General features: G+C 45.7%; 18 protein-coding genes. 3 read left to right on the forward strand and 15 right to left on the reverse strand.

Features of this window, described 5'->3' with window-relative positions; genetic code table 11:
• Window position 1 precedes the first annotated feature (1 nt).
• From J7529_RS16810 to J7529_RS16840, 7 genes are all read right to left on the reverse strand, one after another.
• On the reverse strand, window positions 2–994 hold the full coding sequence (locus tag J7529_RS16810; protein WP_413038906.1) for a beta-ketoacyl-ACP synthase III: 993 nt from the start codon (window positions 992–994) through the stop codon (window positions 2–4).
• Window positions 995–1126: 132 nt separating this feature from the next.
• Window positions 1127–2182 carry a phosphate acyltransferase PlsX gene (plsX, locus tag J7529_RS16815; protein ID WP_271937639.1) on the reverse strand — a complete coding sequence of 352 codons (1056 nt, stop codon included), beginning with the start codon at window positions 2180–2182 and terminating at the stop codon, window positions 1127–1129.
• Window positions 2183–2272: 90 nt separating this feature from the next.
• Window positions 2273–2998 carry a response regulator transcription factor RpaB gene (gene rpaB / locus J7529_RS16820; protein WP_271937641.1) on the reverse strand — a complete coding sequence of 242 codons (726 nt, stop codon included), beginning with the start codon at window positions 2996–2998 and terminating at the stop codon, window positions 2273–2275.
• A gap of 462 nt (window positions 2999–3460) precedes the next feature.
• A complete protein-coding gene (locus J7529_RS16825) occupies window positions 3461–7159 on the reverse strand; it encodes a hypothetical protein (protein WP_318729945.1) in 3699 nt (1232 codons plus the stop codon).
• Window positions 7160–7249: 90 nt separating this feature from the next.
• Entirely contained in the window at window positions 7250–7387 is a 138-nt protein-coding gene (locus tag J7529_RS16830; RefSeq protein ID WP_318729946.1) for a hypothetical protein, read from the reverse strand.
• Window positions 7388–7389: 2 nt separating this feature from the next.
• The gene (locus J7529_RS16835; protein ID WP_318729947.1) at window positions 7390–8844 is read right to left on the reverse strand and encodes an HlyD family efflux transporter periplasmic adaptor subunit; all 1455 of its coding nucleotides are present in this window, start codon (window positions 8842–8844) and stop codon (window positions 7390–7392) included.
• A 55-nt stretch (window positions 8845–8899) separates the two neighbouring features.
• A complete protein-coding gene (locus tag J7529_RS16840; protein ID WP_318729948.1) occupies window positions 8900–10330 on the reverse strand; it encodes a M50 family metallopeptidase in 1431 nt (476 codons plus the stop codon).
• A gap of 270 nt (window positions 10331–10600) precedes the next feature.
• Here J7529_RS16840 and dcd point away from each other — a divergent pair, with 270 nt between their 5' ends.
• Together dcd and J7529_RS16850 are read left to right on the forward strand one after the other, a co-directional pair.
• On the forward strand, window positions 10601–11197 hold the full coding sequence (gene dcd / locus J7529_RS16845; RefSeq protein WP_271937647.1) for a dCTP deaminase: 597 nt from the start codon (window positions 10601–10603) through the stop codon (window positions 11195–11197).
• A gap of 221 nt (window positions 11198–11418) precedes the next feature.
• The gene (locus J7529_RS16850) at window positions 11419–12162 is read left to right on the forward strand and encodes a DUF561 domain-containing protein (protein WP_318729949.1); all 744 of its coding nucleotides are present in this window, start codon (window positions 11419–11421) and stop codon (window positions 12160–12162) included.
• 208 nt (window positions 12163–12370) lie between these two features.
• On the opposite strand, the gene J7529_RS16855 is transcribed toward J7529_RS16850, so the two are convergent.
• The 7 genes from J7529_RS16855 to uraH all read right to left on the reverse strand — a co-directional run bounded on the left by J7529_RS16855 (window position 12371) and on the right by uraH (window position 18991).
• Window positions 12371–13432 carry an ADP-ribosylglycohydrolase family protein gene (locus J7529_RS16855; RefSeq protein WP_318729950.1) on the reverse strand — a complete coding sequence of 354 codons (1062 nt, stop codon included), beginning with the start codon at window positions 13430–13432 and terminating at the stop codon, window positions 12371–12373.
• An 83-nt stretch (window positions 13433–13515) separates the two neighbouring features.
• Window positions 13516–15159, reverse strand: a complete 1644-nt coding sequence (locus J7529_RS16860) for a DUF3352 domain-containing protein (RefSeq protein ID WP_318729951.1) — start codon at window positions 15157–15159, stop codon at window positions 13516–13518.
• A gap of 101 nt (window positions 15160–15260) precedes the next feature.
• Window positions 15261–15671 (reverse strand): ExbD/TolR family protein, encoded by a 411-nt coding sequence (locus J7529_RS16865; protein ID WP_271937658.1) that lies wholly within the window; start codon window positions 15669–15671, stop codon window positions 15261–15263.
• Between the two features lie 67 nt (window positions 15672–15738).
• A complete protein-coding gene (locus tag J7529_RS16870) occupies window positions 15739–15954 on the reverse strand; it encodes a hypothetical protein (protein ID WP_271937659.1) in 216 nt (71 codons plus the stop codon).
• A gap of 235 nt (window positions 15955–16189) precedes the next feature.
• The gene (locus J7529_RS16875) at window positions 16190–17983 is read right to left on the reverse strand and encodes a metallophosphoesterase family protein (protein WP_318729952.1); all 1794 of its coding nucleotides are present in this window, start codon (window positions 17981–17983) and stop codon (window positions 16190–16192) included.
• Window positions 17984–18008: 25 nt separating this feature from the next.
• Window positions 18009–18509: a 2-oxo-4-hydroxy-4-carboxy-5-ureidoimidazoline decarboxylase gene (gene uraD / locus J7529_RS16880; RefSeq protein ID WP_318729953.1), complete on the reverse strand. Its 501-nt coding sequence runs from the start codon at window positions 18507–18509 to the stop codon at window positions 18009–18011.
• A 119-nt stretch (window positions 18510–18628) separates the two neighbouring features.
• Window positions 18629–18991: a hydroxyisourate hydrolase gene (uraH, locus tag J7529_RS16885; protein ID WP_271937663.1), complete on the reverse strand. Its 363-nt coding sequence runs from the start codon at window positions 18989–18991 to the stop codon at window positions 18629–18631.
• Between the two features lie 101 nt (window positions 18992–19092).
• Here uraH and J7529_RS16890 point away from each other — a divergent pair, with 101 nt between their 5' ends.
• On the forward strand, window positions 19093–20571 hold the full coding sequence (locus J7529_RS16890; RefSeq protein ID WP_318729954.1) for a CIA30 family protein: 1479 nt from the start codon (window positions 19093–19095) through the stop codon (window positions 20569–20571).
• Here J7529_RS16890 and J7529_RS16895 read toward each other — a convergent pair.
• Window positions 20547–21614, reverse strand: coding sequence for a sensor histidine kinase (locus tag J7529_RS16895; protein WP_318729955.1), 1068 nt, complete (start codon window positions 21612–21614; stop codon window positions 20547–20549). The two genes, J7529_RS16890 and J7529_RS16895, sit on opposite strands and share 25 nt — an antisense overlap.
• Between the last annotated feature and the right edge of the window lie 4 nt (window positions 21615–21618).

Here is a 21618-nt window from a genome sequence, read left to right on the forward strand (position 1 = left end):
ATTAATGTCCCCAGCGAAAGATTGCCGATCCCCAGGTTAGTCCTGCACCAAATCCAGAAGCGGCAATCAAATCGCCGGGTTTAATTCTCCCAGCGCGAACGGCTTCATCAAGTACCAGGGGAATGGAGGCAGCGGAGGTATTGCCGTAGTTGGCTAAATTACTCAGGACTTTGCGATCGGGAATATTGAGCCGTTTAGCCACAGCATCAAGAATGCGTTGATTGGCTTGATGGAGGATCAGCCAATCGACTTCATCGCTGCTGATTTGGGCATGAAAGAGGGCTTTTTCAATGACTTCAGGAACTCGTTGTACAGCAAAGCGATAGACTTCTTTGCCATTCATGCTGATAAATTGATAGGTTCCTTGACCGACGGTGAGATGAGGAAGGATTTCCTCATATTTGGGTTGGTAAGCCAGTTGCAGACAGTTATTTTGGCTGCCATCACTTTTGAGTTCAAATCCGAGAAGCCGATCTTCTGGATTGGCTTCCATGACAACAGCTCCTGCACCATCACCAAATAAAACGCAAGTGGTGCGATCGCTCCAATTGACCCATCGAGAGAGCAGATCTGCCCCAATCACCAACACTTTCTGGTAAGCTCCCGTCCGGATATATTGCCCCGCCGTCACCAATGCAAAGAGGAACCCAGAGCAAGCAGCGGTTAAGTCAAAAGCGACTGCTTGATGGGCCCCTAATGCGGCTTGGATTTGACTGGCATTGCCAAATAAATCATCGGGGGTTGAAGTAGCCAGGACAATCAAATCGAGATCGGCAGGGGAAAGTCCGGCTTGCTCTAAGGCTTGAAGTCCTGCTTGGGTGGCGATCGCCGTTAACGACTCCCCCTCTCCAGCCACACGACGATTTTTAATTCCCGTCCGAGTAGTAATCCACTCATCTGAAGTTTCGACTCTCTGGGATAGGCCCTGATTCGTCAGTTTCGCTCCAGGGGTAGCCGAACCACTACCGGTTATTGCAATGCCCATAGGTTTCATATCTGTTGTTTATTTTCTCAAGGAAACAATCCTGGCTTGTATAGCAACCACCCAGGCAGTTAGCACAGACTTACTGTCACCTAACGTAGGTTTATTGCCTATTGCTCGAGGGCGAGGCGCTATATATCCAAGTTATCCCTCACTCTCCTGGTTTGCTGAAACTGTGCCTAAGTTGGCTACCGTTTTTTGGTATTGTCCTCGGAGTCGGTCTAAGACGCGATTATCCACCGCTTCTTTACCTAAACGCACTGCATTAAAAATGGTTGGGGCTTGGGCAGAGCCATGGCTAATGATACAAACTCCTGCGACTCCCAACAGTAATGCTCCTCCATGTTCGGCATGATCTAAGCGTTGCTTGATCCGTCTGAGATTGGGTTTGAGGATCGCTGTACCGATTTGGCCGTGAAGACCTTGGGGCAACTCTTCTCGCACAATCTGTAACATGACGCTCCCGACTGCTTCCGCAAATTTGAGCAACACATTACCAGCAAAGCCATCACAAACAATCACATCATACTGACCCGATAGGACATCGCGACCTTCTGCATTGCCAATGAACGGAATCAGAGGATTTTCATCTAATAACTGGTGAGTACGAATGGCTAAGTCATTTCCTTTGCAGGATTCTTCTCCAATGTTTAATAGTCCCACTTTGGGTTGGTCAATTCCCAGAACGTACTGACTATAAACTGTACCCATGAGGGCAAATTGTTCTAAAAATTGGGGGCGACAATCGACATTCGCCCCCACATCTAAAATCAGAACGGATTTATCAGCCATCAGGGTGGGAAACATTGCCCCGATCGCCGGACGGTCAATCCCGGGTAAGCGCCCTAACCGCAGCAGGGCTGCTGCCATGGCTGCCCCAGAATGACCGGCCGATACTACTGCATCCGCTCTATTTTCTTTTACTAAATTCATCGCCACACTGATGGAGGCATTTTTCTTGCGTCTGAGAGCAACCAATGGTTCCTCATTCATGGAAATCACGCCTTCGGAAGGTACAATTTCCAGTTGGTGTGATTGGGTGTGCTTGCCGATTGATTCTTCAATCCGATCGGGATCGCCCACCAACAGGATATGGACATCGAGTTCCTCTTTTGCCCTTAGCGCTCCTGTGACAATTTCATCGGGGGCGTAATCCCCACCCATTGCGTCTATTGCGATTCTTGCCGGAGTTGATCCCATTGCTCGCCAGTGATAAAAGCCTTACAAATTCTACCAAATCGTTTCACCCCAGAGATCGCCTTCTGAAAGCGATCGCTTAATTTTCTGGGGCTATTCCTCTGCTCCTGCCTCCAGAATACGTTGGAATAAATACCCTGTTCCCCTAGCCGTGAGGATTAATTCGGGGTTACTGGGGTCTTCTTCTAACTTGGCTCGCAGTCGCGAAATATGAACATCGACTACACGAGTGTCCACATGACGTTCTGGGGTATATCCCCATACTTCCTGTAGAATCTCGGAGCGGGAGAAGGGTTCTCCTGAACGACTCACTAAGAGTTCTAGAAGGCTAAATTCCATTCCGGTGAGGCGAATGCGTTCGTCTCCTTTATAAACTTGTCGTTTATTGGTATCGATGCGGATATTGCTCACCTGGATCACGCCGGAGCTAGGAATGCCAGAGGTGCTGGTTTTATCTACCCGACGGAGAACTGAACGAATGCGAGCTTCGAGTTCTTTGGGAGAAAAGGGTTTAACCACATAATCATCAGCTCCCAATTCTAGCCCCGTAATGCGATCGGCCACATCTCCGAGGGCAGTTAACATGATGATCGGCACATCTGATTCTTTACGGAGTTCTTGGCAGACTCCATAACCATCGAGCTTGGGCATCATCACATCTAAAACCACCAAATCCGGCAGGATATGGCGAAAGGTTTCTAGGGCTTCTTCCCCATCACCAGCCGTGACGACATCGTACCCGATCATTGATAATCGGGTTTCTAAGATGCGTCGGATACTGGCTTCGTCATCAACAACCAGAATTTTTTCTTTGTCCAAGTGCCGTAACTCTCCTTGACCTCTGAATTCTGCTGCAAAAGTTTTATCTTAACTTGTCTTAACACTACGATATTATGTGGTTGGGCTTTTGAGCAATAAGGAATGGGGAATAGGGAATAGATATTGGGTAACAAGTTAAGCAAACGAGAGAGTGACTGACTCAATTCCTGCCTTTTCGTTTCGGCCAATTGTCGGAGCGATCGCGCTTCTTCCGTAGCTTTTGTACCCAATTTTACTTTATCTCAGTCATCAATGATGTCTTGCAGTCCACTGGCGAGTACCCCATTATATAAGTTTTTGAGAAACCGGATTTCTAGTTCCCATGGGTATAGCGCTGCGCGCTAGGGAATAGGGAATGGGGAATGGGGAATAGGTTATGGTTGCTAGGTTTTCAGTATTAAACCATATCCTAACCGACTCTTTCTCTGCTATAGGACTAGCTGCGAGCAGAGTAGCCAGCGTTCATCGGTTTGGCTCGAGTCCCACCAAGCGCAGGAAATGCAGGCGGCCTAACCTTTCCCCAGCAACGATAGTCCGGCCATCAGGGGAAATAGCGCAGCAGGCCATTTCATCCTCTCCAGAGAAACTAGCTATTACTTCTCCAGTTTGTAGATGCCACACCTTCAGAGTCTTATGGTCTGAAGCAGAGACCGCCCACTCTCCATCTGGGCTAACTGCTACGCCATCAAACCAGTCGCTCTCATCATCACCGTAGAACGTATGCTGTAACTCCCCTGTGTGCAGATCCCATACTTTTATGATGTTGTCCCATGAATGAGAAATTACCCGTTCTCCATCTGGAGTTATTACTGCGGTTTTGATCGAATCGCCATCGTCATTATCATCATCATCATCGTCATCGTCATCATCATCGTCATCGTCATGACCTATGAGAGTTCGCTCCAGCTCCCCAGTGAGCAAATTCCATACCTTCAGAGTCTTGTCGGCTGAAACAGAGAGCGCTCGCTCCCCATCTGGAGTCACCACTATAGTAAGCATTGAGTTCCTATGACCTTCCAGGGTCTGCTCCAGCTCCCCAGTATGCAAATTCCACACCACCAAGACACCATATACTGAATTAATGACTCGCTTCCCATCTGGCGTTACAGCTAGGCTATCAGCCGAGCAGCTCTCCCCTGTAAAGGTTTGCTCTAATTCTCCTGTGCGTAAATTCCACACTTTCAGGGTATCGTCGCATGAAGCGGAGATCGCTCGCTCCCCATCTGAGGTTACCGCTATGGTATAAACCCATTCGCTATGACCTGTAAAAGTCTGCTCTAATCCCCCAGCGTGCAAATTCCACACTTTCACCGTATTGTCCTCTGAGCCAGAGATTGCTCGTTTCCCATCTGGGGTTACCGCTATGGCAGAGACTGAGCGACTATGGCCTTCAAAAGTCTGCTCTAATTCCCCTGTATGTAAATTCCACACTTTCACCGTGTTGTCGTCCAAACCGGAGATTGCTCGTTGCCCATCTGGAGTTACCACTGGGCGGCCAACCCGGTGGCTGTACTTAAAAAAGCTCGGCTCTAACTCTTGGCGGTGCAGATGCCATACTCTTAGAGTATTGTCCCCCGAAGCCGAAACCACTCGCTCCCCATCTGGGGTTACAGCTAAATCGCTAACCCAACTGTTATGACCGAACAAAAGCTGCTCTAACTCTCCAGTCTGCAAATTCCACACTTTCAGAGTTGTATCTTCTCCCAATTCTGCTGAACTGGAAATTGCTCGCTTTCCATCTGGGGTTATTGCTACGGCACTAACTGACTCGCTATGACCACCTTCCAGGGTCTGCTCTAACTCCCCTGTCTGTAAATTCCACACTTTTAGGGTCTCGTCGTCTGAACCTGATATCGCTCGCTTCCCATCCGAGGTTATGGCTACGGCATTCACACACCTGTCATGTCCTGTGAGAGTCTGCTCTAACTCTCCGGTTTGCAAATTCCAGACTTTTAGGGTGTCGTCGGAGGAACCCGAGACTACTCGCTTGCTATCTGGAGTAACTGCTACGGCATTAACACAACTGTCATGTCCTTTCAGGGTGCGCTCTAACTCCCCTGTATACAAATGCCATACTTGTAGTGTGTCGTCGGATGAACTCGAGATTACCCGCTCGCCATCTGGAGTAACTGCGACGGCACTAATGCGGTGACCGTATGGAAAAGTATGTTCTGCCTTGCCAGTGTAAAAATTCCACACTTTTAGAGTACCGTCATCTGAACCAGAGATCGCTCGTTGCCCGTCCGGCGTGACTGCGACGGCCTTAACATAGTGGCTATGATCGGTAAAAGTCTGTTCTAACTCTCCTGTCTTGAGATTCCACACTTTTACAGCATTGTTCTTGCCCCACGAACCCGAACCAGAAATTACGAGCTGCCCATCCGGGGTGACTGCTACAGCATAGAGTGATTCGGTATCTTCCAGAGTTCGCAGGAGCGATCGCCCCGGAGGAATTAAACTTGAGGTTAACGGACGCAGGCCAGGAGTTTGGCTCTGCTTGGCTCGGGCGAGCAATTGTTGAATCTCCGGACGTTTGAATCCCTGCATCCGTCCCAAGAGTTGCCCCACCAGTTGGCGGCGATCACGTTGTAATGCCTTGACCGAAAGTTGCAGCGCTCTTTGCACCAATTGCAGTACTGGAAACTGTTCTATTGCTTCACCGATTAACTCATAATCCTCAATGAGTGCTTGCACGCCCAATTCAGGATGGTTAATCTTGGCTTCGATAAACTCAAAATCTGTGAGTAGTTCCCCATACTCTGGCAACTGCCCGGATCGTACCAAGCTGTAAGGATAAGTTCCCAAATAAGCAGACTCGAGAACAGCGAGTTCGCTGCGATCGTTTTTGCTCTGCCGGTACTGCTTCAAGTATGTGGCTATGCGCCGATTAACTTCTTCAAACAATTGACGCTCTCGGTCGAGTTCCCGTCTAGTTTCGAGAAAGTCAATAAAACTCCTGTTATGGATTTGGTAGCATTTTGCTCCCTGAAAGTTCGTGGATGACACAGACTCAACCCATACATTCTCCAGCAGATTTTCCACATCATCCCTATCTTGTTCGGCAATCTCAGCGATTATCTTGCTGGTGACAGGTTGTTTCATTTCCTGCACAATAAACAAAATCATCACCATGAATTCTGGCGGAGCATAGTGCCTGCCTATTTGTACCCCATAGTTTTGATAATGCTCGTTGAGACCATCCGGGAGTTGAGCTAACTGCAAATAACCATATTGACTTTTGGCGATCGCTGGTAAGAGATAGCGCCCAATATAGGTTTTAATATCAGCTTCATTGAATTGAATATACTTGTCTTCTCGCAAATCCAATTCAGCACAGGGAACGTCTGGAGATAAGTCCAACCCATTGGTCTGGGTATTGTCAGGTCGGCGCGTCAAAAAAATATAAACCCCCTCTGGCAGCGTCACGGGTAAATTTAAAGGATTCCCTCCCTGCTTTTGATTGACTTCATCTAAAGCATCAACAACTAAAATTAATCGCTCTCCTACAGATAGTTTCTGACTCGCTTTTTGCAACAAGATTAGCAAACTATCCCTGGCTACATTTACCAACTCATACCGCCCAGTCAACTGCTGGCGAATACTCTTCAGAAAGAATTCTGGAGTATTTGTATTTTCATGCAAAATATTAAAATGATAGGGATATTGGCGCTCAGATACCAATTTGGCCGATAATGCCGTTTTCCCTATTCCGGCATCGCCAATAACGATAAAATAGCCTTTGCTCTGCTCCTGCATAAACTGGTCAAATGCTTGAAACACAAACTCACGACCACAAAACTTTTCAGTCTTCTTGGCAATCAGTGCCTTAAATTCATCGCAGTACAACCCTTCTAATTTCTGAGGAATGAAAGAAGGACGGCCATGGCAATATTGCCGCCTCAGGAAGTTATGCAAAATGCGACCTTTTCCTGAGCTTTTACGGTTCTCTAAATCTTGACATATGTCTTCAAAATTAGCATAAATTAACCTCATATTTCTCTTGACAATACCCTTAGAGAAATTCGTTTTTGCAGCAGCCTTGTTTTCATTTAAACGTTTATTTTCACTAGGAAATCGCGCCAATAAAGTCTGTTCTTGCTCGGGAGATAACCCGCGCTTCTCACAGATAGTTTTGATAAAGTCTTCCCAACTCATGGTCATGCTATTTTTCCCTTCTCATCCTCAGCCAGAAGAACAATCTGTCCCAACGATAACACTCTCAAGTGGCTGAGGTTAAACAATCTGGTACTTTTACTGACTCAGTTCCTGCATGTTCTCTTCGGCAAATTGTCGGAGCGATCGCCCTGTGTCCATGGCTGTTGACCAATTGTACAGGCGATCGCATAGAGAAGAACAATCCGAGGTAATCTCCCCATGTTCCCATGACATACCTAGAAATATTGGCGCAATTTCAACACCTTCATGACCTCTCGGCGCACTCGTTTATACAATGGCATTGTGCCAACGGGAATTTCGGCATAGAATTCACCATTGACCAATCCTTGCTGGTCTAAATTATCCACTGTTGCTGTTAAAACCAATTGCTTCGTTTGTTGAGAAGCATCGGGTTGCGCCGCTTTTTTCATATTGCTCACATCTACTGTTTCAATCTCATAACCCGGTTGCGTTGGTTTTAATATCACTTGCGCCGATCCTTCTTTCAGGATCAGTTGAATTAAATCTGCTTCTGCTTGATCGACAAAAATTCTCGCCTCTAGTCGATCCATTTGCACGATTTGCATAATTAGATCCTGGCGTTCTAACCATTTTCCCTTATTATCTGATAGGTTTTCAGCAAAAACAGTTCCTTCATGCTCGGCTTCAATAATTTGGTTTTTTGACTGCTGCTCTTGTAAAGTAGCGATGGTTTCTTGACGGATCTCGACGATCTCTGATTGAGCTAACTTTTCTTGTTCGGCAGATTGCAATTCCTGAATTACGGTTGCCAAACGCTCTTCTTCCATTCTCAAATCATCTTCAATTCTCTCCAGGGAGCGCTCTAGCCTCTGACCAATAGCGGCAATTTCTGCACGTTTAGACAACTGATGAGTGATCAACTCTTCAATTCTAGCGTCATTCATAGCTGACTCTTCTTGCAGCATCTGGATTCTTTCTTCAAGATCGTGTTGATAATTTCTAGAAAGTGCTTTTTCTTCAATAGCTTCTCGCGCATCATCAATTTGTTTTTGCAAACGTTCCATTCGCCGATCGCGATGATCGATTGCCTTCTCTAATCCTCCAATCTGTCGATCCATCGCTTCAATTTCATGGGTGATACTTTGAATTTCTGGAGGCGGCGAACTGCTTGACAATCGATTCACATCTTGCCGAGCGTCTTCTACTTGCCGCTGTATCGCTCTCACTCGCTGCTCTGCTTCGCTTTGTTGAGCCACTAAAATAAAAATCCTTTCACGGGCAGAGGTTAACTTTGCTTTTTCTTCTTTCAGTTTAATTTGTTCGGCTAGAATCTCTTCTTTCAAATCTTGACTTTGAACTTCAGCCAAAGTGTCTCCAGCTTTGACTTCATCTTCATGTTGAACCAGGAAATTAACGAGTCTTCCGGGTTCTTCTAGATAAACCGGGTGGATATTTTCTTGTAAAGGGGTGAGTTTTCCTTCGCCCCGCACGGAGATCGGAACTTCCAGTTGGGAGAGCCAAAATCCACCCCCTAAGACGACGGATAAAAAGAAAATTCTGCCCCAGTTAATGCCTGGTTTCTCGGGAACAGGCATGGATTCTTGGGCAGGCATTTCTGGAGATTTCGGTGCAGATGGGGCAGAGGATTTAATTTTATTGGGGGGAACGGCTTTTAAGGAAGGGTGTTGGCGTTCAGGGGTGCTAGTCATAGTAGATACCAAAAATAAAAGAACAGCAGGATTGACGACAAAATTCAGGAAACCATTAGTCTCTGGGGCAGAAATAGTAAACGGCCCAAATTGCGAGCAACAATAAGGCGGTGATGGGCATATTCGTAAAACTCCAGGTGAAAATGCGCCAAAAGAGAAAGCCAAACACAAACCAGATGTAGAGCAAGCTCCAGGGAGCGTAAAGGGCTAAAATCCACAGGTCTTTTTTGGGTTCGCGGATGGGTTTACCGGTGAAAAAGTTAATGTATAATCCAAAGGCGCGACCTCTTAAGTTGTTAATGCCGGTGGCAGCAACGGCGAGATAATAGCCATCAAATTTGGCAACGGGGTTGAGGTTGAGGGCGAGGGTAAATAGGGCGGCTGCCATGAGTAGAAAACTGGTTTGATGCAACCAGATGCCATCGGTGGAAAAATGCCAGATCCAAAATCCGATCGCCGCTAAAATGAATTGCACTAAGATTCCAGCTCCGACTACCAACAACCGTTTCGATCGCGGCAAACAGTAGCTATCGCTAGTATTGGTATAGGCTGCGGGAATCAGCATCATGAACAAAAGACCGATTTCGGGCACGATTCCTCGATAATGTTTGAGGGTGAATGCATGACCGAATTCGTGGAGGGTGACGACAAAAGCGCTACAGAGAATGAAGGGTAATGTCAGTGATGCTCCGTAGTGCTGGAGCAGTTGTTGCCCTTGAAATACAATGATGTCCCGATGGTAGACTCCGAGGGCAGCAGAAAAGCTTAGAAACCCCAAGAGCAGAACGGCTGCGGGTTGGGAGAAGAGCCAGCGTATTTTGTCGATATGGGCGTTGAGGAAGCGATCGGGGTTAAGAAGCGGAATTCGGAAAAAGAGCAGTTGTAGGGGGGTAAATTTGCCTCTACGGGGTTTTGCTGGTTCGGTTCCTACTAACATACCGGTGGCGGCCAGCATTTGCAACAGACCTTTGAGATGATCGGGGGGAATGCAAAATTCTTGGATAATGGCTTGGGGCGATCGCACACCAATCTGTTCAATAATGATTTTATCTTGGGTCCCCACTTGCAGAAACGTCACATTTTCTGGGTTTCGCAGTACCCAATAGTCTCGGTGTTCAATCCACTCTAGACAGGGTTTGAGTTGGGAACCCCTAGGAGGAGGTTCAGGTATTTCGGTTGCTTCGACTGGATCAAAAGTCAAGATTCCCAAACCGATCAATTTTTCGAGCAGTTGCCCTGCAAAGTTGGGGTCAAGTGTGCCTTCAAACTCATCTTGGCAAGCTTTTTGGATACTCTCTAGGCTAAATTGTCCGGTAAAGTAGCGCAGAGCATAACCTTCTTCTGGTGGAAACAGGAACTGTTGTCCCGATGCTTTAAGGATGACTTGGTTGGAGTCTTTAACTTTACCGAGTTTCCAATATTGTCCCAAGTTCGGACAAATCAGGGTATCGCTTTGAGAAAGTGGGGGGGATGATTCGGAGTTCATCTTCTTGGGTAGACGCGATGGATAGATAAAAGAAGGAGAACTGAGTTCTCCTTCGAGAGGATAGCGGCAGGATTGAGGAATTTGCTCCCTCCTATAGGGTTCTCAGTTTTTGGAGGCGGTTTTTATGCAAAATCCCGAAAACTGTAATATTTCTTCACAGAGTGGAGGTTGAAGTGGACATTTTGGCGATCGCCCCAGAGTGAGTGCCAACACGAACAGCGATGGGAATTTCAGGTATGATCTAAAGTCTTGGTGAACTAAAATCTAGATATGCTCAAGAATGATAAGTGGATAGCAGAACAAGCCCAGAAGGGAATGATTGACCCGTTTGAGCCTTCATTAATTCGGGCCATTGAAGGCGATCCGGGATTGGTCAGAAAAGTATTAAGTTATGGCGCTTCTTCCTATGGGTATGATATCCGATTAAGTCCCAAAGAATTCCTCATCTTTAAGCACATTCCCGGTACAGTTGTCGATCCGAAAAATTTTAATCCCGACAACCTTGAATCGGTTCCCCTGCACCAGGATGAACAGGGCGACTTTTTCATTATTCCTGCCCATAGCTATGGCTTAGGTGTTGCCCTAGAGCGTCTAGAGATTCCACCCAACATCACAGTTATTTGTTTGGGTAAATCAACGTATGCTAGATGCTCTATTATTCTTAATGCGACTCCCGCAGAAGCCTGTTGGCGAGGTCATCTGACCTTAGAATTGTCCAATTCTTCCAGTGCCGACTGTCGAGTTTATGCCAATGAAGGGATTGCCCAATTGTTGTTTTTTGAAGGAGAACCCTGTAACGTCACTTATGAAGACCGATTGGGTAAGTACCAAGATCAAACCCATCAAGTGGTTTTACCGAAAGTGTAAATGATCTGATGTCAGGAGAATTTACTACCATAAGTCCTTGCGAATTTATTCGTTCGGCAAGGGACTGTGGTGTTCACTTCTCCTGTCAAGGAACTATAGCTGTTCTTTGGATCTGCGATCGAGCGATAAAATTTATCCCGATTTTAATCTTTAGCCTCTCAAGGACATCGATAGTGGCACAATGGAGAATAAACAATGATTGCTATACAAACTGAGGTCTTATGACGATTCTTCCTCAACTGCAACCTGCTTTAGCCCAAGGACGGGCGCTGAAAGTGATTAGTGGGTTAATGAATTTTGATGCCGATCGCACAGCTATGGTGGTTAAGGCTGCCGATCGCGGAGGGGCGACATTTGTGGATATTGCAGCCGATCCGAATTTGGTGCGTCTTTGCCGCACTTTAACCGACCTACCCCTGTGTGTTTCTGCCGTGGAGCCGCAGAAATTTGTGGCGGCAGTGGACGCGGGAGCGGATTTGATTGAGATTGGGAATTTTGATGCGTTCTATGCCCAAGGACGGCGATTTGAGGCGGATGAGGTGTTGGCACTGACTCAGGAAGTGCGATCGCTGCTTCCGGATATTATGCTCTCGGTGACAGTTCCCCATATTTTACCGTTGGATGAACAGGTACAGTTAGCTGGAGCGCTGGTTACTGAAGGGGCAGATGTGATTCAAACGGAAGGCGGAACCAGCAGTCAACCCACCCATTCCGGCACATTGGGATTAATTGAAAAAGCAGCTCCTACATTGGCGGCTGCTTATGAAATTTCCCGTGGGGTCGAGGTTCCGGTCTTATGTGCTTCTGGCTTATCTAATGTTACTGCACCAATGGCGATCGCCTCTGGCGCTCAAGGCATTGGGGTGGGTTCGGCAATCAACCGGTTAGATAATGAAGTAGCTATGGTTGCTGGGGTACGTTCTCTGGTAGAAGCATTGAATTCGGCGATCGTTGTGCGCTCCTAATTCACTCTGGATAAAGCCTTGAGAGGCAAGGGGCTGACCTGCTCTCAGCCCCTTGTTAAGGGCAAATGCATAGAGAACGGGTTTTAGGCGATCTCTAATTCCGTAAACTTTCGAGTCTCTGGAGAATGAAACGCCAGTACAATGTCAACGTCTTCTTTGGGTACGTTACGATCGCACCAAATAGGATATGGAGCGGCAAAAGTATTGTTTAATAGGGCGGCAATAAGCGGCGAATCCCATGAAGGAGAACCACAATCAGAAAAACAACATTGCGCAACAATAGTGCAAAAATGGATAAAGATAAAGGAGGTTGTATCATCGCTTCATCAGAAACCACTAAACTTTTCCCTAGTGTTTCGAGCCATTGCACCGTTCTCGGCCATTCCCATAAATGATCTAACCAACGTTGAGGAATTCCAGTTTGGCCGACCCTAGAGCCAATAATTCCGCCTAAAATGGCGGCAGTAGTATCTGTATCTCCTCCGAGGCGAATAATTTCGGTAATGGCTTTTTGATAATCTTCAGGGTATTTTAGCCAAACTTGGATCGCGATGGGAACTGTATGATAAATATAGCCGGTAATGCCATGTTTTAATCCTAATCTTACAGCAAATTTTGCAGCAGATTCTTGGTTGGCCGCACTTTCACAAGCTTGGTTGATTAACGATAAAAATTGAGCGGCGTTAACGGGTAGACTGTTTTCTAAGGTTTGATAATAGTCTTGGGGAGAAATGGGAGATTGCTGACTCGATAAATAAGTAGCGATCGCCACTGCCAATGCGCCATATTCTGCTTTGGGGTCAGTATGAGTTAGTCGCGTGGAAGTTTGGATTAATGCCCGAAGTTTTGGCAAGTCATGGCCATAACAAACCCCTATGATAGCGCTTCTCATTGCTGGGCCATTTCCCGCCGAAAATACCCCAGAGCGATCAGCTCGAAAGCCTAACCATAATTTGACCAGCGATCGCAACGTTGCCCAACCCACTCCCGCAGGCAAACCCAGCAACCAAAATCGGAATTTCCAGGCAAGTTTGGTTTGAAACTTGGCCACATTACCCCTGGAAATCATTAAAGCGTGAGCCACCATGCAAGTATGTTCCGTATCATCGGAAACCATCCCTTTGCCCAATAAAAAATCGTAGCCCCGAATCTGAGGATACATTCGCTGTTGTCGGCGTTTTGATAATCCTTCGTAGGGTAGTCCCATTGCATCACCAACGGCAGTCCCTAGTAAGCATCCGACGATCGCATTTGTTTTAGCATTGGTCATGTATTTAGAAGCGATATAAAAAATGTAGGGACAAGGTAATGTTGTGTCCTCATTTTTTAATGATAATCACTGATCGTCATCCCTTACCGACGTTCAGCAGCAGTGTTTAAGAAGACATCGGCTTGACGCTCTTGGGCATCACCATAACTGGCTATAGCGATCGATTCTAAGGGGTCAAAGAGGGGCTTGGCTGCCAATTCTACTAGCCTTAACAGGGGAATTTGACGTTCGAGGGGTTTTTGAGCCGATCGCCAATTGATAAAGAAATAGCCCTGGTTAACTTCTGGTAAAGGGGCGATACTGGCTTGAAACAGGGCATCGGTTGCCAGGGAATTGCCTGTACTTTTGGCTTTCAGTACCCGATCCATGGCAGCAATAGACGAGGTAATAATCTCATACTGGTTCAGTGTGGTATGCACTCCTTGCACTTTGGCTTTTAATACCCGACTTTTAGCGGTTTCTTCTCCATCGGTTATCGGATCGGCGATTAATTGTGTCCAAGCGACGAGGGTTTGATCGTCTAACTGAAATGAGCCAATACTAAAGCCTTGCTGGTTAAGAATGTGATCCAAACGATCGCTTAAACTCTCTCCCGTGTTTTCGCGAATCACAATCCAATCTAAATCCTTTTCTGCTTCATCAAGTAACAAGGCGATCGCATATTCTCCTTCAATCGCATCAAGAATATCGGCTTGCACATCCAATTTCCATTGTTTCCCCCAGTCGAGCAAGGGCTGGCGAATAATCTCGGAAATGTTGCCATAACCAGCCGTTTCTGTTTGCATTTGTTGCCAAAACTGACGCAAATTCACCCCATTGATCGCTAAATAACTGCTGGAGGGGAGATAGGCTAATAAGGAAAAGGAATTTAAGGACGCTTCTGCTCCTTCAAGCAACGCTGGATCGGTGGGTAACCAGTGGGTTTGGGCTAAAACTCCTTCCGGTTGCAACTGCACCGCCATTCCCAAGGCTTGATACAGGGGATGCTCGACTTCCATGCCCAACTTTTGCGCTAACCTGGGAAGATTCAGCCAGGAGATCGCTTCCTTCTTCTCGCTATTGAGTTCTTGTAACTCTTGATAGTCTGGGGTTGCGCCTAAACTCAGTTCGGCAACTTGTACATTATTGATGGCTTCTTTGAGAACTTTAGGATGATTGGCTAATAATACAAACCGTGACCCCACAACCGTTGTAGAAATGCGGTTCTCTTCTTGGCTATAAATTAATTGTGTGCCTTTGTAGGGTTCAAAGACTAAATCTTGGCCGGCGATCTCCTCCCGTTGCCAATAGACTTCTAATAATTCCTGAGAAAGTTGGGCATTTTTCGTCGGTAACACCACCAAATAACCGGGTTGTTGTCCATTTTCCCCTTGGCGATCGACATCCGTACTCGTCATCGCCCAAATTCCACCCCCATCGAGCCAAGGCTGAATATCCTGTTTATAGTCCAATCCAGTATTATCGAGGAGAGTATTTTGTAGGAGTTTGTCTGGCCGATCTAATCCTTTTATCTGCGATAACACCTGCTCCGGTTTCTGGGATAATGACACCACTACAGGCGCTTGTTTAGAGATAAAGCGAGCCGCTTCCAACGCTTCCACTGCCGACAAATCTCCCGAAACCGGCGATCGCGCACATCCACTTAACCAGAATACCAATCCACAGGCGACCAGCGTAGATACTTTTAATATTGTTTTACCCCATTGGGCGATCGGGGCTAGATTCATGATTCCCTCACCCTTACCATTCGATGAGCCAAGCCCCATCATACTATATAGGGCACTGCCCTGGTAATGGGTAATCGGTAATGGGTAATGGGACGTAATTTTTAATTTCTCATTGATTCAGTGGCGATCGCCAAACGAATCCCTTGAATGGTTCTGAGGCGATCCATCACTTCGATCACTCGTTTATGGGCGATCGCTTCATCCGCTTTGATCACCACTAACTGAGTTGATTTCCCCTGCATCAACTGAACCACCCTTGCCTCCAGTTGCTCTAAAGGAATCATCGTTTCATCTAAGCCTATCTTGCCTTGGGCATTAATCGAAACAGTAATGCGCTCTTGCCGTTGAACTTCTCCCGTTCCTGCTTCCGGCAAATTAACCGGTAACCCCTCATTACGGGTTAAAAACAGCGTCCCAATCATGAAAAACGTCAAAATTGAGAAGATCACATCAATCATCGGCAAGATGTTGATTTGAGGCGGCAGATCGGGATCGTCATCAACTAAACGCATGAATTACAGTCTAGGTCAATTACCACTCCTAGTGTAATGCACGTAAAACTAGGGAAGCCAATCAAGCTTAGGTTGTTGTTTTCACCCATCCTCGCTTAATTGCATGACGCAAACGAGTGATCATATCTAACTCTTCTGCTGCCAGCCTAGAGGAGGTAGCCGAGGATTCTAAGCGATGATACTCATCTGAACTAATGAAACCTGTGCTATAAATTCTAGAGACTTTTTCTACTAAATCTTCTTCACCAAACAGATTAATACCAGATGAATCTAAGAAAGTCATGATTCTCTCTCCTGAGAACTCTTGGAGAAAAATTTAACACAATGGTCAGCCTTTAATCAGGGCTTTTAATAAACTTTTAATCAGTGTGAAAACAACCCTCTTTTTTTATTTACAATCCTTTGTCTAATGCAACATGCCTTAGAAATAAATTCAAATTTCATGGTGATTCGAGAGAAAACTTCATATTTGTTTACTAATATTAATAATATTCTCTGATTTGTGAAAGCAGTCTATTTTATCCTTGACGACGAATTGAGAATTCATCGAACTTAACCACATTAGAATCTGGCTCACGGGTATCAAAGAAATAGCTACTGACGGTTGCTGTTTCCGTATCTAGAATACTAAATACTGTTATATTATTACTAGCAATATAGGGTAAGAGTTGGTTGTTTTCTCTGAGTGGTGCTAGGCTAGGAATCATCGGCTCTAAGCCATTCGGATCGCCTGCAGGCGAATATTCAGGTTGATAAGCAGGGGGCACATAACGGCGAGATTCACCCCTATACGCCCCATAAGTATTGCCGACATTAGATGTTTCTAAAAAGTTCATGCCTCTCGGGCTAACAAACCGGTTCCATAGATGGGAATGACCATATAAGACGAGGTCAACATTCGCTTCTTCTAATAAAGGGATTACATCTCGGATAATATAATCCTTTTCTTTCGGATATTCGTAGCGAATGACTAAGGGATTACCAGCTCGATCTCGATCAATAATTTGCACCGGATCGGTATAAGCAGGCACAACATTTTCTCCCAGAGAATGGGGGGGATGATGGAACATGACAATTTTATATTTTGCCTTTTGAAATTCCGGTGAATTTAATTCTGCTTTTAACCATTCATATTGGGGACTGCCTGGAGCTATGGGTTCAAAAATATGTTGCCCATAGCCCCAATTTTGGGGTTGATTTAAGTCTCGATCGCGTTCTCGAAAGCGTCCTTGAGTATTGGCTGATAAATTCGGCGATCGCCACATATTCGTAATTTGGGGAACCACCAGCCGAATATCCCCAAAGCTAACCGCATAATATCGGCCATTACCTGGACTTTTGGGTAAACTGAAAATCTGTTCGTAAGTATCGCTATTAAAGCTATGGTCTTTAACCCAATTTTCTTTGATATTCGCATCGCCACTGGGATTAATCCGATCGGCTTGCCGTTCATAATCGGCTTGTGCGGCTTGGCGAGGATAAGAACCATTAAATTGGTTATTTAATCCCTGTTCCTCAGACCATTGTCCCATGATTTCATGATTACCCAAAGCGGAAAATAGGGGGGCATTTTGGATTAAAGCAGCTCCTGTATAGGTCGTTCTTGTTCCCTCTTTTTCTAGGTCATGATTTGCCCGTCCTTGCAGGACTGGAAAAAAGGCATTTCCTCGTTTATCATCAAACCACTCGGAAGCTCGATCAGCAATATCAACCAAATCCCCAGCAAAGAAAATAGCATCAACTGATCCCATGGTTTCGCCAACTTTCTGAATATTTGCCGCAGTCATCGGTTTATGCTGATGGTCGGATGTCAGTAAAATTTTTAAGGGCGTTCCGGGTAGGGGAGTGGGAGCTAAGGTGAAGCGATCGCTGCGAATTTCCTGACCATTATCATGGAAACTAATCGCTGCATAGGGCAACTTTTCCCCAGGCATTAAGCCCGTAATTTCCCCTTCATGTCGCCAAATATCTCGAAATACCGGAAACTCTCCTTGTTTCCCTAGCAAAGTTTCGTCAATATGGGAGAGCTTATCCTCACGAGTGCGCGCTAACTTCGTCCTTGTTGCCTTCACTTGACGCTCTAACTTTTCCCCATAAACCACCCAATGCTCAGTTCCCGGAAATGGGGTAAACCAAACCACCCGCACCGTACTTTCAGTGGGGAATTGTAAAAACGGATCGGTGAGCAGATATGCAGGAAACATAGAAAAAGGAGGAGAGATAAATGTACCACTAAGCCAACCTAAAGCCATTAGCACCAACGTGCTAATCAGCAGAATTATACCGTTATTCCACCGCCCACTTCGACCCATAGGTTCAAAACCCAAATTTTAATGTTTAGTTAACCACTCGATCGCCCAACCGAAATTGTACAATCTTAGTAATCTCATCTAGCGCGTGTTCTCGCTCCGCTTGCCAACTGTGATTTAATCGTTCTTCAAAAGCCTTTAAAATTGTATCTTGGGTTTGTCCCTTGACCGCCATAATAAAGGGAAACCCAAACTTATCCTGATAAGCTTGATTCAAAGATATAAACCGATCGTACTGTTGGGGACTCAAGCGATCCAAACCTGCACCCGCTTGTTCGGAGATCGAATCTGGAGCCATTTTTACTCGACTCCCCAAATCAGGATGCGCTTGAATTAACGCCATTTTTTCCGCATCACTCAACTCCAGCATCTGGGAGATGAAGCTTTGATAGAGATGTTCCGTATCTCGAAATGGCCTCTTTTTCCAAGTTTGAGCTGCAATGATTGGCGTATCTTCAAAGACACTACCCAAAGCCTCCACAAAATGCTCTTGACTCATTTGATTGATTTGCGCGATCGTATAGGTCATTAGCTAATCATGAAAACTTAAGACTATGTACATTTTTTCAACTCACAAGTAGAAAAGTGGAACCCGGTTTTCCCTATTCCCTATTCCCTATTCCCTATTCCCTATTCCCTATTCCCTAATTAACTTCCCCGATAAGTCGTATAAGACCAAGGAGACACCAACAAAGGTACATGATAATGACTATGGGGATTAGATACTCCAAACTGGATGGGAACCTGATCCAAGAAGACCGGCTCTGGTAAATTTCCGATCGCACGCTGAAAATAATCACCGACAAAAAAAACTAATTCGTAAGTGCCAACTTCCAACTCACCCTCTTCCAATAAAGGAACATGGGTTCGGCCTTGCTCATTGGTTTTCGTCTGTTTGAGCAAGGTTTTAATCGGCGACTTGCGATCGACTGCCCATAACTCCAATGCCATTCCCACAGCAGGAGAACCTTGCGCCGTATCTAATACATGAGTTGTTAATTGACCAACCATATCCTCATCCTGACTCCATTTCCTAGGTTACTCAATCTTCCGTTTATTTTGCCTTCCTCCGTTAAGATAAACAAGGAGAGCAATCTACACAGCGTAAGAGAATGGCTTCTAAAACTCGCGTTCAAGGTAGTCGGAAACCCTGGGATTTCAATCGATTGATTGACACTCTAAACACCTTTGAAGTATTTCCGATTCTCAGTAGTCTTCAGCGTGGGTTACGAACCCTCACCGGACAACCTCAACCGCCAAAAGGACAAACTATGGGTACAATTCTAGTTGTTGGAGCTACGGGTGGAGTCGGAAAACGGGTCATTCGCCGTTTAGTCGAACGTAAGATACCCGTCCGCGCTCTGGTGCGTGATGCCAAGCGAGCAGAATCTATTTTAGGTCAAGGAATTGAATTATTTGAAGCGGATTTAACCCTTTCCGAAACCCTGAAACTGGAAATGATGCAAGATGTCATTTCTGTTATTTGCTGTTCGGGTACTCGCGTGCAACCCGTCGAGGGCGATACCCCCAACCGTGAGAAGTATTATCAAGGGGTAAAGTTCTATCTGCCGGAAGTGGTAGATAGTCCAGAAATGGTGGAATATAATGGCATGAAAAATCTGATCCGCAGGGTAGCCCCCTACCTCAGTCGGGCAGATGAACGGATGATTTTCGATTTTACCAATCCTTCATCAAGTTTGAAGACCACTTGGGGAGTGATTGATGATGTGGTGATGGGGGGAGTAAGCTCGAGCGAACTACGCATTACTCCGAACTATGGTTTATTTACGGGCGAAGTTTCCACTGCTAACTCTGGAGGATTTGTTTCCATTCGCACAAAGAACTTTGAACCCTGTCTGAATCTAGCTGGATATGAAGGGATTAGTCTGCGAGTACAAGGGGATGGTAAGCGTTATAAGTTTATTCTCCGCAATGAGGCTCGATGGGATGGGATCAGTTATTGCTATTCCTTTGATACCCTCAATAATACTTGGATGACGGTGGATATTCCGTTCGATCGCCTGATTCCCATTTTTCGCGCTAAAACCTTGCCGAGTGCCCCGCCATTTGACCCCAGTCAGACCTATGCTATTCAACTGATGCTCAGTAAATTTGAGTATGATGGAGGTCTCAATCCTCAGTTTTCTCCAGGACGCTTTGGTCTAGAAATTGGCTCCATCCGCGCCTATGGAGGGCCGAATTTACCGAAATTTGTGCAGATTAGTTCCGCAGGAGTGACTCGTCCAGGAAGACCGGGTTTAAATCTGGATGAGGAACCGCCAGCCGTGAGACTCAACGATCAACTCGGTGGCATTTTAACCTGGAAGTTGCGAGGTGAGGATGCGATTCGAGAAAGTGGGATTCCCTATACGATTATTCGTCCCTGTGCCTTAACTGAAGCACCAGGGGGCAATGGTTTAGAAGTGGCTCAAGGGGATAATATTCGTGGTCAAGTCAGTCGTGAGGATATTTCTGAATTGTCTATTCAGATGTTATCCCAACCCCAAGCCTGTAATTTAACGTTTGAGGTAAGAGCAAAAGAGGGTGAGCAAATGCAGGATTGGGATCAAGTGTTGGTCGGTTTAAGTTGAGGGGAGATGGGAATTTGAATGATAAATTCGGTTCCCTTTCCTGGAGTAGAGTGGCATAGAATTTGACCCATGTGGGTTTCAGTAATAATTTGATGACTAATCGCTAAACCCATTCCGGTTCCTTGACCGATGGCTTTGGTGGTGAAGAAGGGGTTAAAAATATGGGGTTGGACGGTTTCAGGAATACCTCTGCCATTATCGGAGATCGTGATTTGTATCCAGTCGGAGTTCACTGTAGTGGTGGAGACAATAATCTGAGAACTTTGAGGGTTAGGTCGTTCTTCTAGGGCATCTATAGCATTAGCGAGAATATTCATAAATACTTGGTTGAGCTGTCCTGGATAGCACTCTATTACAGGCAACTTGCCATAATTTCGGGTGACTTGGATTTCTGGGCGATCGGGTTGCTCTTTGAGGCGATGCTGTAGGATCATTAGGGTGCTATCGATGCCTTCATGGATATCGACTTCCTTAACGTCAGCTTGATCCATGCGGGAGAATGTACGTAAAGATAAAACAATTTCACAAATGCGCTCTGTGCCAATTTTGATGGATTTTAAAATTTTGGGTAAATCTTCCTCCACAAATTCTAAATCATGGTGATTAATATAGTCTTGAATCACGTCTTGAGGGTCGGAATCGTATTCTTGATACAGATGAATCATCCCTAACAAGTCTTGAAAATATTCTTCAATATGACTTAAGTTTCCGTAAATGAAGCTAACGGGATTATTGATTTCATGGGCTACTCCAGCAACCAAATGACCCAAACTCGACATTTTTTCAGCTTGGATCAGTTGGGCTTGGGTGCGTTTGAGTTTGGATAAAGTTTCTTCTAATTGGCGCTTTTGCGCGACTTCTTCTTGGGAGTTTTTCAATTCGACGATCACTTGTCGAAGTAAAGATTCTTTTTTTTCATTGGTTTCTTCTAACTCTAGACAGTTCTTCTCGGATCGCTCTAATTTCTTGCGTAAAATTCGGTTTTCTTTTTCCAGTCGCGCGATTTTTTCTCCCATATCTAGGGTGTCTAGAGTTTGCGACATGATG

Origin of the sequence: Roseofilum sp. Guam (genome assembly GCF_017746735.1) — a bacterium.
In the GTDB taxonomy this organism is placed as follows: Bacteria; Cyanobacteriota; Cyanobacteriia; order Cyanobacteriales; family Desertifilaceae; genus Roseofilum; species Roseofilum reptotaenium.

What these genes read in the sequence shown, in the direction of transcription:
- J7529_RS16850 (WP_318729949.1), top strand. Translation starts at nt 11,419, where the DNA reads ATGACGATTCTTCCTCAACTGCAACCTGCTTTAGCCCAAGGACGGGCG.
- J7529_RS16860 (WP_318729951.1), bottom strand. Translation starts at nt 15,159, where the DNA reads ATGAATCTAGCCCCGATCGCCCAATGGGGTAAAACAATATTAAAAGTA.
- uraD (WP_318729953.1), bottom strand. Translation starts at nt 18,509, where the DNA reads ATGACCTATACGATCGCGCAAATCAATCAAATGAGTCAAGAGCATTTT.
- J7529_RS16810 (WP_413038906.1), bottom strand. Translation starts at nt 994, where the DNA reads ATGAAACCTATGGGCATTGCAATAACCGGTAGTGGTTCGGCTACCCCT.
- uraH (WP_271937663.1), bottom strand. Translation starts at nt 18,991, where the DNA reads ATGGTTGGTCAATTAACAACTCATGTATTAGATACGGCGCAAGGTTCT.
- plsX (WP_271937639.1), bottom strand. Translation starts at nt 2,182, where the DNA reads ATGGGATCAACTCCGGCAAGAATCGCAATAGACGCAATGGGTGGGGAT.
- J7529_RS16830 (WP_318729946.1), bottom strand. Translation starts at nt 7,387, where the DNA reads ATGTCATGGGAACATGGGGAGATTACCTCGGATTGTTCTTCTCTATGC.
- J7529_RS16895 (WP_318729955.1), bottom strand. Translation starts at nt 21,614, where the DNA reads ATGTCGCAAACTCTAGACACCCTAGATATGGGAGAAAAAATCGCGCGA.
- dcd (WP_271937647.1), top strand. Translation starts at nt 10,601, where the DNA reads ATGCTCAAGAATGATAAGTGGATAGCAGAACAAGCCCAGAAGGGAATG.
- J7529_RS16855 (WP_318729950.1), bottom strand. Translation starts at nt 13,432, where the DNA reads ATGACCAATGCTAAAACAAATGCGATCGTCGGATGCTTACTAGGGACT.
- J7529_RS16865 (WP_271937658.1), bottom strand. Translation starts at nt 15,671, where the DNA reads ATGCGTTTAGTTGATGACGATCCCGATCTGCCGCCTCAAATCAACATC.
- J7529_RS16840 (WP_318729948.1), bottom strand. Translation starts at nt 10,330, where the DNA reads ATGAACTCCGAATCATCCCCCCCACTTTCTCAAAGCGATACCCTGATT.
- J7529_RS16870 (WP_271937659.1), bottom strand. Translation starts at nt 15,954, where the DNA reads ATGACTTTCTTAGATTCATCTGGTATTAATCTGTTTGGTGAAGAAGAT.
- J7529_RS16890 (WP_318729954.1), top strand. Translation starts at nt 19,093, where the DNA reads ATGGCTTCTAAAACTCGCGTTCAAGGTAGTCGGAAACCCTGGGATTTC.
- J7529_RS16835 (WP_318729947.1), bottom strand. Translation starts at nt 8,844, where the DNA reads ATGACTAGCACCCCTGAACGCCAACACCCTTCCTTAAAAGCCGTTCCC.
- J7529_RS16875 (WP_318729952.1), bottom strand. Translation starts at nt 17,983, where the DNA reads ATGGGTCGAAGTGGGCGGTGGAATAACGGTATAATTCTGCTGATTAGC.
- J7529_RS16825 (WP_318729945.1), bottom strand. Translation starts at nt 7,159, where the DNA reads ATGACCATGAGTTGGGAAGACTTTATCAAAACTATCTGTGAGAAGCGC.